9 protein-coding genes are annotated in these 16006 nt (G+C 47.1%); all 9 read left to right on the top strand.

The window, feature by feature from the left end; translation table 11 throughout:
- Positions 1-249: 249 nt before the first annotated feature.
- Entirely contained in the window at positions 250-1443 is a 1194-nt protein-coding gene (locus K7B07_RS06945) for a Gfo/Idh/MocA family protein (protein ID WP_223708500.1), read from the top strand.
- Between the two features lie 12 nt (positions 1444-1455).
- Complete coding sequence (locus K7B07_RS06940) at positions 1456-2460, top strand: Gfo/Idh/MocA family protein (protein ID WP_223708499.1); 1005 nt, start codon at positions 1456-1458, stop codon at positions 2458-2460.
- A gap of 10 nt (positions 2461-2470) precedes the next feature.
- Positions 2471-3826, top strand: a complete 1356-nt coding sequence (locus K7B07_RS06935) for a Gfo/Idh/MocA family protein (protein WP_223708498.1) — start codon at positions 2471-2473, stop codon at positions 3824-3826.
- Positions 3827-3956: 130 nt separating this feature from the next.
- Complete coding sequence (locus tag K7B07_RS06930) at positions 3957-5285, top strand: sugar MFS transporter (RefSeq protein WP_223708497.1); 1329 nt, start codon at positions 3957-3959, stop codon at positions 5283-5285.
- Positions 5286-5340: 55 nt separating this feature from the next.
- Positions 5341-6120, top strand: a complete 780-nt coding sequence (locus K7B07_RS06925) for a glucosamine-6-phosphate deaminase (protein WP_223708496.1) — start codon at positions 5341-5343, stop codon at positions 6118-6120.
- Positions 6121-6173: 53 nt separating this feature from the next.
- Positions 6174-7478 carry a BNR-4 repeat-containing protein gene (locus K7B07_RS06920; protein WP_223708495.1) on the top strand — a complete coding sequence of 435 codons (1305 nt, stop codon included), beginning with the start codon at positions 6174-6176 and terminating at the stop codon, positions 7476-7478.
- A gap of 137 nt (positions 7479-7615) precedes the next feature.
- Positions 7616-10720 carry a SusC/RagA family TonB-linked outer membrane protein gene (locus K7B07_RS06915; protein ID WP_223708494.1) on the top strand — a complete coding sequence of 1035 codons (3105 nt, stop codon included), beginning with the start codon at positions 7616-7618 and terminating at the stop codon, positions 10718-10720.
- Between the two features lie 21 nt (positions 10721-10741).
- Positions 10742-12583 carry a RagB/SusD family nutrient uptake outer membrane protein gene (locus tag K7B07_RS06910; RefSeq protein WP_223708493.1) on the top strand — a complete coding sequence of 614 codons (1842 nt, stop codon included), beginning with the start codon at positions 10742-10744 and terminating at the stop codon, positions 12581-12583.
- Positions 12584-12762: 179 nt separating this feature from the next.
- On the top strand, positions 12763-15975 hold the full coding sequence (locus tag K7B07_RS06905; RefSeq protein WP_223708492.1) for a SusC/RagA family TonB-linked outer membrane protein: 3213 nt from the start codon (positions 12763-12765) through the stop codon (positions 15973-15975).
- The last annotated feature ends 31 nt before the right edge of the window (positions 15976-16006 follow it).

Below are 16006 nucleotides of genomic sequence, written 5' to 3'. Positions count from 1 at the left end.
GTTTTTTGAAGTAGGGATTGCGTGATTCGATAATTAAATCTTTAGAAGGGAGTCTAATTTTATACCACGATAAGCGAAGTTTTTGAGATCTCGTCTTTGATTGCTTTTAGAATTTAGATGCCATAAATAACGGATAGAATTATTGAATGAGACGCACATGCCGGCTGAGTATGCCGAATGTCCGGTTGTGAAGAGGGCGCCGGAAAGCCTTCCAGGAACAACCCATAATATATTTACGCAAGAGATCAAATGAGAAAAAATTTTACAAGAAGAGATTTTTTATATGCCAGCTCCCTGGGTACCGCTGGTTTTCTGGCAGGACCATCGATTGGCAAGGCCGGTATTTTTAAGAGTACTGTAAATATTGGGCTCATCGGCGTTGGTCAGCGTGGATCGGGGTTGCTGAATTTACTTACCAGGGTTGATGGTGCTAAAGTAACTGCCTGTTGTGATATTGACAACAGCCACTTACAGCGGTGTAAGACAGTAGTTCCCGATGCCAAATTATATCCGGAATATCAAAAACTGATACAGGATAGATCGGTGGATGCGGTAATTATTGCAACGCCTTTATACCTGCATTACCAGATAGCCAGGGATGCAATTGAAGCAGGTAAGCACATTTATGTAGAAAAAACGATGACTTATGATATCGATCAGGCACTTAAGCTGGAAGCGTTGTCTGAAAGTCGGCCCCAAATTATAATACAGGTAGGGCATCAATACCGGTACTATGGAATGTACCCTAAAATAAAAAAGCTTATTGCAGACGGATTGATCGGGAAAGTAACACATTATGAATGCCAGTATAACCGGAACTCAGACTGGCGCCGGCCTGTAACCGATCCATCTATGGAAAAACAGGTGAACTGGCGGATGTATAAAGAGTTTTCAGGAGGTCCGCTGGCAGAGCTTTCCGCCCACCAGATCGATATAGTGAACTGGCTGCAGGACGGGCATCCTCTAAAAGCGATAGGTATGGGCGATGTTAATTTCTGGAGAGACGGACGTACTACTTTCGATAATGTGAGAGTGATATATGACTATGAAGGGGGCGTAAAATCAAGTATTGTATCTGTTTTAAGTAATGAATACAATGGATATCTTACGAGAATCCTGGGAAGCACCGGAACTATTGAAATGACACGGGACCGTGCATTGCTGTTTCCTGAAAAATTGAAAAAAGAGCAGATGATCGTAGATGGGGTTACCGGTGCTACCAAGGAAGTATTGAATAAGGGCGAGGGGATTGTGATTTTCAATGATACCGAAAAAACAGAGCCCACCACTTTTGCATTACGTGGTTTTGTAAAAAGTGTACGGGACGGCCAGCTGCCGGTTTCCAATGTACATACAGGAAAAGAAACGGCGATTGCAGTGCATATGGGTAATGCGGCGGCGGAATCAGGCATTTTACAAAAATGGGAAGACCGATACAAATAATGATCGTATTTTATGCATAGAAGAAAATTTGTAAAAACAGTTGGAGCCGTATCCATTGCCGGCATCATGGGCAATAGCCTGGCAGCAATGACCACGGCAACCGGTAAAAAAGCAGCAGGAAAACGAGTGGGCATTATTGGCCTGGATACCTCCCACGCAGTTGCATTTACAAAGGCGTTGAATGCCGCGAATCCGGATGCGAAGTGGCAGGGATACCAGGTAGTGACCGCCTATCCTTATGGAAGCCGGGACATCCGGACCAGCGTGGAGCGTATGCCGGGATATACGGAAGACGTGAAAAAGCTGGGGGTAAAAATCGCCGGCTCCATTCCGGAGTTGCTAAGACAGGTGGATGTGGTGTTTTTGGAAACAAACGACGGCCGCCTGCACCTGGAGCAGGCGTTGCAGGTATTGAAAGCACGCAAGCCGCTGTTTATTGATAAACCCATGGCTGCTTCTTTGAAAGATGCCAAAGCTATTTTTAATGCTGCCCGTCAAAACAATACACCTGTATTTTCGAGTTCATCGCTGCGGTTTATAACAGGAATGAGCGATGTAAAAGATGGGAAAATCGGGAAAGTGACCGGAGCGGAAACATATAGCCCTGCTAAATTGGAACCTACACACCCCGATTTGTTCTGGTACGGCATACACGGGGTGGAAACCCTGTTTGCCGCAATGGGCACCGGGTGTAAAACAGTACGCAGGGTGCATACCACCAATACCGATGTTGTAATTGGCACCTGGGAAGATGGGAGGATTGGTACATTTAGAGGTACACGCAGCGGTAAAGATGGTTACGGGGGCATTGTATTTGGAGAAAAAGGACCACTGGTACTGGGAGCATTTACCGGATACGATCCGTTATTAGTGGAGATCACACGTTTTTTTGAAACAGGCGTTCCCCCTGTTACGGAAGCAGAAACACTGGAAATACTGGCGTTTATGGAAGCGGCGGATATCAGCAAAAAAAAGGACGGCAATGCAGTGGATGTGTCTGCATTATTAAAACGATAAAAATTAGTTTATGGAGAAACAACCAGTCAATTCAAGACGGGATTTTGTAAAGAAAGCCATTTTAAGTTCAGCAGCGCTTACCGTTGGAGGTGTTTTGCCAGGATTTACTGCCCGTAGTTATAAAAGTATTTTGGGCGCCAACGAAAAGTTTAATGTGGGCGTAATGGGCGTAAACAGCCGTGGACTGGCTTTGGCCAGCAACTTTGCCAAACAGCCCAATTGCCTGGTGCGCTATATAAGTGATGTGGACCAGCGGGCTGCAGATAAATGCATAACCCGTTTGGAAACGATCCAGCATTTTAAACCGGTGGCACAGCCGGATTTCAGGAAAGCGCTGGAGAAAAAAGACCTGGATGTACTGGTGGTAGCAGCTCCGGATCACTGGCATGCACCCGCAGCACTGCTGGCGATGCAGGCCGGTAAACATGTATACCTGGAAAAACCCTGCAGCCATAATCCAAGAGAAGGAGAGTTGCTGGTGGCGGCTCAGAAAAAATATGGCAAAGTGTTGCAGATGGGTAACCAGCGCCGTTCCTGGCCCAATGTGGCACAAGCAATTAAAGAAATACACGAAGGCGTTATCGGCAAACCTTATTTTGCAAAAACCTGGTATACGAATAGTCGTAAACCAATTGGAACCGGAAAAGTTACGGCAGTTCCAACCTGGCTGAATTATGATTTATGGCAGGGCCCTGCACCCAGGAAACCCTATAAGGATAATCTGATCCATTATAACTGGCATTGGTTCTGGCATTGGGGCACCGGCGAAGCCCTGAATAATGGCACGCATATGGTGGATCTGGCCCGCTGGGGCCTGCAGGTGGATTACCCTACAAAGGTACAATCCAGCGGAGGAACTTTTGCTTTTTCGGATGATTGGGAAACACCCGACACACAAATGATTTCTTTAGAATTTGCTGATAAAAGTATGATCACCTGGGAGGGCCGCAGTGCGAATGGCAAATACAACGAAGGCGCTTCCGTAGGTGTAATATTTTATGGTGAAAAGGGCTCGCTGCAGATCAATGGCGGCAACAGCTACAGCATTTACGGGCTCGACAATAAGCTGCAAAAGGAAGTAAAGGATACTACTGAATTTAAAGCCGGCGATTTGTCGAACCCAACAGAAAAGCTGGACGGGTTTCATTTTCAGAATCTGTTTGATGCCATAAAAGGCAATGCCACCCTGCATTCGGATATTCAGGAGGGATATAAAAGTACCTTGCTGGTGCAGTTGGGTAACATCGCACAGCGAACCTCCGGAATGCTTGTGACCGATCCCGCTAACGGACACATACGCTCCGATGCGGCGGCCATGAAGTTGTGGGGACGCAGTTATGAAAAAGGCTGGGAGCCGCATATATGATTTAAGCAAATAAACCATTTTTATAAATAGAGCGGCCTGGGTAACAGACAGTCCCAGGCATACTGTTCCGGACAGGAGCAGTAATGGGAGTGGTTTGTCATTAATTTTTTACAGATAAAGAATACCGCTAATGGAAGGAAGCCTGTTAAGTAAAAGAGATACGGTCGTATCCCTGGTGATCATAGGGGTGCTGTTTTTTATCTTTGGATTTGTCTCCTGGATCAATGCGATCCTGATCCCCTATTTTAAAATAGCCTGCGAGCTTACCCATTTTCAATCCTACCTGGTGGCCCTGGCATTTTATATTTCCTATTTACTGATCTCTGTTCCCTCATCCTACCTTCTGAAGCGCACGGGTTTTAAAAAAGGAATGATGATTGCATTATGGGTGATGGCGGCAGGGGCATTTATGTTTGTGCCGGCAGCATTGAGCCGTACCTATGGCCTTTTCCTGACAGGCCTTTTTTTACTGGGAACCGGTCTTGCGATTATGCAAACCGCAGCCAATCCCTATATCACGATACTGGGTTCAAAGGAGCGAGCTGCTCAGCGGATCAGTATTATGGGTATCTGTAATAAAGGTGCCGGCATTCTGGCTCCGCTCATTTTTGCGGCAGTTATTCTCCGGTCTTCCGACGCCGCACTATTTCAGCAGATCCCCGCAATGGCTCCTGATCAGAAGGCGGCGGCGTTGGATGAACTGATCCGAAGAGTGATCATACCCTATACGGTAGTAGGCTGTGTGCTCTTTGTTTTAGGGATCATGGTACGGTACTCTCCGTTGCCCGAGATCAATACGGAGGAGGAGAACGGAACCGTGGCCCTGGCCAATTCGGGGAAGACCTCCATTTTCCAGTTTCCGCATCTGGTGCTGGGGGCTGTTGCTATTTTTTTACACGTGGGAACGCAGATTGTTGCTATTGATACCATTATCAATTATGCAGGGAGCATGGGCATCCAGCTGCTGGAAGCCAAGTCCTTTCCCTCTTATACATTGGCAGCCACGATTACCGGGTATATGATCGGGATTATTTGTATACCCCGGTTTTTTAGCCAGGGTACCGCTTTAAAGATATGCACCTTTCTCGGGTTGCTCTTTTCCTTACTGCTCCTTTTTACAAAGGGGCAGGTTACCCTATTGGGACATCAGGCCGATGTCTCCATATGGTTCCTGGTATTATTAGGACTGGCCAATTCCCTGGTATGGGCCGGTATCTGGCCGCTGGCCCTGGACGGACTGGGACGCTTTACAAAACTGGGTGCATCGCTGATGATCATGGGACTTTGCGGCAATGCCATCATGCCGTTGGTGTATGGCTATTTTGCGGATGTTTTCAATGTTCGTGCCGCATACGGAATACTGGTTCCCTGTTATGCCTATTTAATTTTTTATGCGGTGCGGGGATACAGGATCAGGAACTGGCGGCGGGGTGAAATAAAATTGAGCAGGAACGGATGAGTTAAAGGGTGGGAAACGATTTAAAATAGAACCAATTAATAAGAAATAAATGGAAATGGGTGAAGTAAAAAGTACAGTGCGTATAAAAAAATATCCTGCGCGCCAGGCAATGGGTGAGGCGGCTGCGGTTGCCGTAGCCGGGCAGATCGGGCAGCTGCTTCAGCAACAGGAAGTGGTGAGTGTCATTTTTGCGGCAGCGCCCTCTCAGAACGAGTTTCTGGAGGCCCTGTTGTTGCAGGAAATTGACTGGACACGGATCAACGCTTTTCATATGGATGAGTATGTGGGACTGCCGGCCGATGCGCCGCAGGGGTTCGGCAATTTTCTAAAAGACAGGTTGTTTTCCAGGAAGCCATTTCGGTCCGTGTATTATTTAGATGGGAATGCGCCGGATCTGGATGCGGAATGTGACCGGTATGCGCAACTGGTAAAGGAAAACCTACCCGATATCGTATGTTTAGGTATTGGAGAGAACGGGCATCTTGCTTTTAATGACCCGCCTGTTGCAGATTTTGAAGATAGCAAAACGGTCAAAGTGGTGACGCTGGACAGCATTTGCCGGCAGCAGCAGGTGAATGACGGCTGTTTTGAGTTACTGGCAGCAGTACCGGCAACGGCATTAACGCTCACCATTCCGGCATTGATGAAAGGAACCAGTTTGTACTGCATTGTTCCATCTGCCGCAAAGGCACAGGCGGTATACAATACTTTTTATAAAGCATTATCACCACTATATCCTTCTACGATCTTAAGAACACACCGCAATGCATTTGTGTTTTTGGATGAAGAAAGTGCCCGGTTGCTGGATGACGAATTGTTGCAACCAAAAGAATAATGGTGCGGATGAATGATGAGCCGATGGATAACAGACAACAAATAATTATATATATGAAGTGTCGTCTATTTGTCTTTTTGCTGGCGCTGCTTTCTGTAACCGGATCTGCATGGGCACAGGAGATGGATACCCGGACCAGTACGGTAGCAGCGGAAGATGCCGCCTGGTGTTGGTTTTCGGACCCCCGTGCGGTATATCACAAGGAAAAAAAGGAGGCGGTGTATTTTGGATATATCAATAGTGAAGGAGATGTAATGGTGCGGTCACTGGAGCTGCGCACCAATAAAATGCAGGAATATACACTACATGAAAAGCTGCAGAAAGATGATCACGATGTTCCTTCCTTTTTATTCCTGCCCGATCACAGGCTGCTCACATTTTACTGTCATCACAACGGCGACATCTTTATGCGTAAAACGGTGAACCCGGAGGATATCACATCGTGGGAAGAGGAACGGGTGATCCTGAAGAAAGATTCGGCTAATTTTTATTGCTACATGAATCCCGTTATGCTGCGGGATGAGCACAACCGGATCTATCTTTTTGGAAGGAATATCGTTCGCCGGAAGAACGGCATAAATCAGCCCTGGGGCGAAACGGGTATTTATTGTATTTACAGTGATGACTACGGCGCTACCTGGAGCAAGAAAGCGAACCTTCTGGACAACAGTGGTCGTAATACACCCCAGTACGTAAAATATGCAACCGATAACAAATCGAGGATCGATTTCTTATTTACGAACGGGCATCCCAAACAAGGCGCCGATATCTCGGTACATCACATGTATTATGAAAAGGGGGCTTTTTTTCAGACAAACGGAAAAAAAATCGGAACGCTGAAAGACCTGCCTGTGCTGATCAGGGATGTTGATAAAGTATATGATCCGGCAGCGGGAAAGGCACGGAGCTGGATATGGGATATCGCGCTGGATGCTGCAAACAGACCGGTGGTTACCTATGCAAGGTACCCTTCCGAAACAAGGCACCAGTATTACTATGCCCGATGGGACGGACATCAATGGAATACAAAAAAGATCGCGGATGCGGGGCCTTATATGACCATAATCAAACCGGGAAAAAAATTACTGGAAGCCCATTATTCGGGAGGTATCGTACTCGATCACGATAACCCCGGAAACATATATCTGTCCCGGCAAATAAACGGAAAGTTTGAAATAGAAGCATTAAAAGCGGAAGCTGCAGCACAACGGATTTCTGTTACCAGCCGTTCTGTGGTGGATAACATACGTCCCTACGCGGTAAGCAGGGGCCGGGGCCGTACGCCGGTTCTTTTCTGGATGGCAGGGAACTACTATCACTACACGGATTTTGATACCAACCTTAAGATGATCAGGTAGGATCAGGGACGACACCGGGTTGTTGCAATTATCCGGTAGTAATGCACAAATAATGATGCGGACCCATAGACAGTTGGCGCTGTTGCCGGCGGAGGACCAAAAAACTAACGAATATTAAACGAAAAAACTTGTTACAAATGAAAAAAAGAAACCTTTTGTACCTGTGCCTGCTTTTTGGGTTTTTGTTTGCAGGCGCGACCCATTTCCAACTGCATGCACAAACAAAATCGATTAAGGGAAAAATCACCCAGGAAGGGAGTAATGCCCCCCTGGAAGGTGTTACTGTAACTGTGGAAGGGGCCACTGATAACGCCGTTTCTGATAAGAACGGGCGGTATGCTATTGCGGTCAGGCCTTCGGAGGTATTGGTATTTACCTATGTAGGGATGGATACGGTACGGATGGAAGCAGGCGCGTCGGCAACAATGGATGTTGTTATGAAATTATCAAAAGGTTCAATGGATGAAGTAGTGGTGGTAGGGTATGGAACCATGCGGAAGAGGGACCTGACAGGGTCTGTAAGCACCATAAAGACCGCAAAGCTGGAGATTGAAAATCCGAAGAATATCCAGGAGCTGATGCGGGGTAATGTGCCCGGACTCAATATCGGATTAACAACAACCGCCAAAGGCGGCGGTAGTATTGAAATACGGGGACGCCGCACACTAAAAGCCAGCACAGACCCGCTCATCGTATTGGATGGGGTCATTTATAATGGAGATCTTGCCGACATTAACCCGACTGATATCGAATCAATGGATGTGTTAAAAGATGCCAGCTCCGCCGCCGTTTTTGGTGCCAAATCTGCAAATGGTGTTATCATTATAAATACCCGGACCGGCCGTACCGAGAAACCAAGGATCGGTGTCAATATTACAAGAGGTATTGTGAATCTTTTCCGTTCGGAAGACGTGTACGGTCCTTATGAATTTATTAACTGGCGATCAGATGTATTAAAAAGCGGTAACAGAACGGCACCGGCCTATGCGTTCGAAGACCCCAATAAACTTCCTGCCGGTGTTACATTGGCAGACTGGCTGGCTTTTGACAATGCACAGGGAGACCCTACCGATATCTGGCTCCGCCGCCTGGGCATGTCACAGGTGGAACGGGAAAACTATGTCAAAGGACAAAGTACGGATTGGAAGGATATGGTTTTCAGAACGGGCTCGCAACAGAGCTATAATGCCAACCTCTCTGGTAAATCAAACCGGGTCAATTATTACTGGTCCGTAGGTCATGATAAGAATGAAGGCGCTGTAGTTGGGGATGACTATTCGATATACCGGAGCCGGCTGCGACTCAATGCAAATGTTACTGATTTTTTAATGGTAGGGATCAATTCTATGTTTTCTGTAAGGGATGAAAGCGGTGCACCTGTTGCATGGGGGCAATATGATGGTATCTCGCCCTGGGGACAGCCTACCAACCCGGATGGAACCTACAAGATTTATCCCATCGACGATGCAGTAGCCAACCGGCACCCATTGATTGACCGGTATTACACCGAGCGGTCCTATACCTATAAATCGCTCGACAATACGCTGTTCGCCAAACTATCGCTTCCGTTAGGGATCTCCTATGAAGTATACTATTCACCACGGTTCACCAATAACGAGCTTTACTTGCACAATATGTCGCAGCACCCGGAGTACAAGGTGCAGGGCGGGATCGCGGTCCGTAATACTTCCAGCGCATTTAACTGGCAGGTAGATAACCTGTTAAAGTGGAGCCGTACCATTAATAATATCCATCAGTTTGATGTAACATTACTGGCAAATGCAGAGAAATACCAAACCTGGCAGCAATCGATGGATGGACGGGGATTTGCACCGAGCGATGTGTTGGGCTATCATGATATGGGGGCTGCTACTATAACAAAACTGACCAGTGCCGACACGTACAGCACGGGAGATGCTTATATGGCCCGTTTGTTTTATTCCTTTAAGTCACGTTATATGATCACGGGAACGGTTCGCCGGGACGGTTATTCAGCGTTTGGTATCAACAATCCGCGGGCTACTTTTCCTTCAGTAGCCCTGGGCTATGTATTTTCCGATGAGCCTTTTATGAAAACATCCTGGCTCAATTATGGAAAGCTGCGGGTATCCTGGGGTGAAACGGGTAACCGTTCTGTTGGCATCTACGATGCGCTACCCACATTAAGCAACGGGCTGATCACTTATGTAGACGCCAGTGGCAACCCATACCAGGAGTCCTATTTGTATCCGAACACCATGGGAAATGCATTCCTGCAATGGGAGCGCACCCGATCGCTCAATGTGGGATTGGATTTCAGCCTGTTTGACCAGCGGATCAGCGGGAGCATTGAAGGATATTCCATGATGACCAATAATTTACTGGTAAACCGCGCACTCCCATCAGTTACGGGGTATGTATCGGTGCCCTCCAACCTGGGACAGGTGAATAACAAGGGTTTTGAGATCAGCCTGCAGTCAAAAAACATTATAAAGAATAATTTTTCCTGGAATACGACCTTCAATTTCTCATTGAACCGGAATAAAATTGTTGCATTGTACGGCAATAAAACAAATGTGCTGGACGCGCAGGGTAATATTGTGGGACAGCGGGAATCGGATGATCTGCTGAATAAATGGTTTATAGGGCATGCCATTGACGCGATCTGGGGTTTTAAAGTGATCGGTGTTTGGCAGGAAGGAGAAGAAGCAGAGGCCGCGAAATATAAGCTCTCACCCGGCGATATGAAGCTGGAAGATGTAAATAAGGATTATGCATTTACCAATGATGATAAGCAATTCATGGGAAATACCGAACCCCGTTTCCGGTTCTCTTTACGGAACGAATTCCAGTTGTTTAAGAATTTTGATTTCTCATTTTCGGCCTATTCCTACTGGGGACATAAACGATTGTTCAATGAGGCAAAACACAGCTATTCCATTACACTGGAACGGTACAATTCATTTAAGATCCCTTATTGGACACCGGAACACCCGCGCGATGATTTTGCCCGCCTCAATTCAAATGTAGGGGGCGTTACATTCGACGTATGGCAGAATATCTCGTTTATACGGCTCGATAATATTTCCCTGGGATATACCGTGCCTAAAAAGCTGCTCGAACGCGCCAAAATATCGCAGTTAAGATTCAACGTATCAGCCAGGAATGTGGCCGTATGGACAAAGAACTATGTATTCTGGGATCCCGAGTACATCGGGCCGGCGCCTTCCTATGTAACGTTTGGTTTGAATCTTTCATTATAGAAAAATTAAAATGATTTTATTATGAATCGGTTATTAATATATATAAAAGGAGCAGCACTTTTATTTACAGCAATCTGTATGGCACCGGGCTGTAAAAGAGATTTTCTACGTCCGAATCCGCTATCCGTCAGCACTCCTGACGCAACCCTGGTGGATGCAAAAGCCATGTATGCCGTGCTGGCCTCCAGCACCAGGAACATCCGGGACCATTATATGGACGGCACTTTTGCACCTGCTATGTTTACTGAATATTTGTTTACTGAATCGATGATAGATGGTACAACGGATAAAACCTTTCCCAGCAGGGACATGAACCGTCTGGTGATCCCTGATGGTGTGCTGAACGACCCGAGCTACAACCGCATCGGCGATTGCTGGAACAAAGCATACGATGCTGTAAAAAGCGCCTCCCTTGTTATTTATAATATCGACAAACCCGTTTATGCCAGCGATAATGAAAAAAATGCCGTTCTGGGAACAGCTTATTTTCACCGCGCCTTCTGGTATTACCTGCTGGTAAACCGCTTTGGGGATGTGCCCTGGATCTCAAAGCAGATAACCGCACCGCAGCTTGACTTTTATTCCACAAGCAGGGAAGCGATCCTGAAGCGACTCAGAACCGACCTGGTATTTGCCACACAATGGGTTCCGGAAACCATTGATAAGGGAAAAATTTCCCGCGCGGCCTGTTATCACCTGCTTGCAAAAGTATGTCTGGCGCTTGGTGAGTTTGACGCTGCCGTCGAAGCGGCTACAAAAGTTATTAGTGGTAATTATAGTCTTATGACTACCCGGTTTGGAACGGATGCCAATGACCCGGCAAAGAATGTAATATGGGATCTGCACCGGCCTTTGAACAAAACAAGTCCAGCTAATAAGGAAGAAATATTTTCGGTGATCGACCGGTACGGGATGCCGGGCAATATAGCCAATGGCATGACGTCGATGTATATTTTTACGCCCAACTGGGGAAATACTACCAATGCTATTATGACCCCGAACGGCAATCCCGGATGCTCCAAGGTAAATGGCCTGGAGATCCCGCAGGTAGAACAGGTGGGTGGTGGTGTAAACAAGGGCAGGGGTACCAATTACAGTACCCGCATGATATGGGATGACCCCAATGATCTGCGGCATGCTCCGGGCAACTGGATGCGGATGGAAGACCTGGTCTATAATAACCCGCAGCTAAAGGGTAAAGATCCCTATTATGGAAAGCATTTGCAGCTCAAAGATGATCAGGGACGTGTATTAACAAAAGATTCCATTCGTAACTGGTGCGGCGGATGGCCCCATTACAAATTGTTTATTCCGGATCCCATACGGGTACAACCCCGCGGAGGCAATACGGACTGGTATATTTTCCGGCTGGCAGAAACCTACCTGCTGCGCGCAGAGGCCCATTACTGGAAAGGGGAGAATGCATTGGCCCTGGCCGATATAAATGCCGTAAGGACCCGTGCCGGCGCAGCCTCCTATACCGATGCCGGCGCGCTGAATATCGGAACCATTCTGGATGAGCGGGCAAGGGAACTTTTTTATGAGGAGCCCCGGAAATGTGAGCTGACAAGGATCGCATTCATTTTTGCAAAAACCGGCAAAGCGGCCTATAACGGTAAAGTATATACCCTGCAGAATTTTTCAGAGACGAATTTCTGGTATGACCGGATGATAGAAAAAACAGAATTCTTTAACAAGGGGGTCAAAACAGTTGCGGGGGATGAATTCACACTGAGCCCCTATCATGTACTGTGGCCGGTGCCTCAAACAGTAATTGATGCCAACTCCCAGGGAATCATCAATCAGAATAAAGGGTATGTGGGAGCCGGACGGAACCAGCCGCCAAAGGAAACAATTGATTAATCTGTTTTATGCGGGTATCCGGGGCGAGGTTAGCGGATTAATAATGGATCATGCAGCGGTTTTTCAGACATGGCTTTGGAGAATCGTTCGGTGAATCCTTCTGAAATAACCGGTCACCCTGAAGTTTTCAGGGCGATTACCGGAGCGCTTATAAATACTAAACGAAAAACTTGTTACAAATGAAAAAAGAACATCTTTTGTACCTGTGTCTGCTTCTTTGGTTTTTGTTTGCGGGCGCATCCCGTTTGGAACTGAATGCACAAACAAAAACGATTACGGGTCAGATCACACAGGAAGGAAGCAATACCCTTTTAGAGGGCGTTACCGTAAATGTGGAGGGCGCCACCGATGCCGCTCTTTCGGATCAGAACGGCCGGTATACCATTTCGGCTAGCCCCGGGAAGTGGCTTGTATTTACGTATATAGGGATGGATACCTTACGGCTGGAGGTGGGCGCCTCCGCAACGGTGGATGCTACGATGAAAGTGTCAAAAAATGCAATGGACGAAGTCATCGTTGTGGGCTATGGAACACAGAAAAAAAGTAACCTTACAGGTGCTGTGGATGTGATTTCGGGCGACCGGCTTAAAAACCGTGCGGCAAATAATGTTGCGAATTTGATTAAAGGGGCCTCACCCAACCTCAATATCACTATGAATATGCGCGGTGGCGAACCGGGTGCCGCCAGTAACTGGAACATAAGAGGTATGGGATCCATCCAGGGAAATTCTTCACCATTGATCCTGGTGGATGGTGTAGAGATGAATGTAAATAATGTGGATCCGGAATCTATTGAAAGCGTATCTGTGCTAAAAGATGCCTCGGCATCGGCGGTGTATGGCTCACGGGCACCGTTCGGGGTTATTTTAATCACCACCAAAAAGGGAAGCAAAGACGGCGGCGCTAATATTCAATACACAAACAACCTGTCGTTCAACAGCCCGGCGCGGTTGCCCAGCTTTGTAGACTCCTGGACATGGGCTACCGCTTATAACCAGGCTGCTGCAAACGCCAAGATAACGGCGGTGTATAGCGATGAACAAATGCAACGCATCAGAGGTTACCTCGATGGCACGTATCTTACCGAGTATGACCCGGAAAGGCCAATTGAAAATATTTGGGCCGGACGGCGTGAAGGGAATGCTAATAACGACTGGCCGCGCATCTTAATGCGGGATAATTCCTTCAGCCAGAAACACAATATAAATGTCTCTGGAGGAAATGAAAAAAATCAATACTATATCGGCGGCGGTTATATAGAACAAAACGGGCTTTATCAATGGGGAAACGACAGTTATAAGCGCTATAATTTTCTCGGTAATTACAATACCACATTAACTTCCTGGCTCAAATTCAATTCCAGTGTAAAATATGCAGTCGGAAAAACCGATTTTCCCATTGGTTATACCACGGTAGGACGTGAGCACGTGTTTAATGGGATGCTCACTTTTGCCCCGATGATGCCGTTTTATAATATCAATGGCACGGTACAAAACCCCTTGGTGCGGTACCTGCAGAGCACGGGGCGGGATAATGGATTTGCAAATGATTTCTTCCTTACCCTGGGTGGTGAACTGGAACCTATTAAGGGATGGAAAACCAATTTCTCCTACAATTATAACAATCAAAGTAATAGAAGCACTTCCAATCCCAGGCCGGTAATGGTTGAGCTGGGGACGGGTGAGTTTGGCAATGTAGGAAAACCTGTGTCGGGATACAGTTCGGTATTTTCCCAGAATATTTATACGATGATTAATGGTACCAGCGCCTATGAAACAAAGCTCGACCGGCATTATATAAAGGCAATGGTAGGCTATGAACAGGAGTACCGGTATTATACCGGCCTTAGTGGTTCCGGATCGATCCTCATCAATGATGATGTGCCATCGATCAGTACCTCATTAGGCCCGCGGGTGGTAAGTGATCAAATGTACCACTGGGCCACACAGGGTGTTTTTGGCCGGTTCAATTATAATTTCGACGAAAAGTATCTCATTGAATTCAGTGCGCGGTACAACGGGTCTTCGCGGTTTGCACCAGGGCGCCGATGGGGCTTTTTTCCGTCCGGTGCAGTTGGCTATGCCATTTCCAAGGAAAAGTTTTGGGCACCAATTCAACAGGTTGTTAATAACCTCAAACTCCGGGTTTCCTATGGTGCTCTTGGAAATCAGAACATAATTAATGCGGGGGGGCAAAATGCAATCAACTACCGCTACCTGGCTACCATACCTACGGGCAACCAGGTAAACTGGATCATCGACGGCGAGCGGCCGCCTTTTGCCAATGTACCGCTGCTGATCAGTAACACGCTTACCTGGGAAACCATTACCTCCTTTAACGCGGGCATTGATGCCGCATTTTTAAATAACCGGTTGAGCCTTACTTTTGACTGGTACAACCGGGTTACTTCCGATATGGTAGGTCCGGCCATTGCCCTGCCCTACCAGCTGGGCGCAACGCCCCCGCTTGTCAATAATGCTTCGATGGGCACAAAAGGTTATGAACTGGTGCTTAACTGGAGGGATCAGCTTTCGCCGCGGTTGGGATACAATGTGGGGCTAAGCCTGGGCGACAGCCGGTCGAAAGTGCTCCAATACCTGAATGGGAAAGGACTGATAGACACCTGGTATGCCGGCAAATATGTGGGCGAAATCTGGGGATTTGTGAGCGATGGATTGATACAAACTCAGGGAGAAGCCATGGCGGATCAATCTAAATATTTTAGTGCCTGGGGCCCGGGCGATATGAAGTATAAAGATGTAAATGGTGATGGCATTATTAATGATGGGCAGCGATCACTGAATGACCATGGCGACCTGGTGGTGATCGGCAACAACCAGCCGCGATACAACATCGGTATCACCGGTGGTGTAAATTGGGGACAGCTTGATTTTTCAATGTTCTGGCAGGGTGTTGGCAAACAGGATTATTATCCGGATGCCAGTTCCGCCTTATTTTGGGGCCTGACCTCCGCCTGGGGTTCTTCAGGTATATTTAAAAACTCCTACAATCTGGACTATTGGCGTCCCGCCGATGAAACCAGTTTCCTTGGACCCAATACCAATGCCTATTTTGCAAAGCCCTATTTTACAGCAGAGACAACTAAAAACCGGCAAATCCAAAGTCGCTATGTATTGCAGGCCGGTTATTTAAGGCTTCGAAATGCTCAGATTGGCTATACATTGCCACGGGAACTGCTGAAACGGTTTAAGGTGAGCAATCTGCGGGTATATGTTTCGGGGGATAACATCATATTATTTACCGGGCTTCCCAAATCCCTGGACCCCGAAACCATGGTAGCTTCAGATCCGGACTTTGGCGGCTATCAAAATACCGGCGAAATATATCCGCAAACCCGGTCGCTCTCTTTCGGATTAAATCTTACTTTTTAATAGTTAATGATTATGAAATGAGCCGTACAAA

Origin of the sequence: Niabella beijingensis (assembly GCF_020034665.1) — a bacterium.
GTDB classification, from domain to species: Bacteria; Bacteroidota; Bacteroidia; order Chitinophagales; family Chitinophagaceae; genus Niabella; species Niabella beijingensis.
Note: the sequence above shows the minus strand (reverse complement) of the source record. Positions and strands in the feature narration are given on the sequence as shown.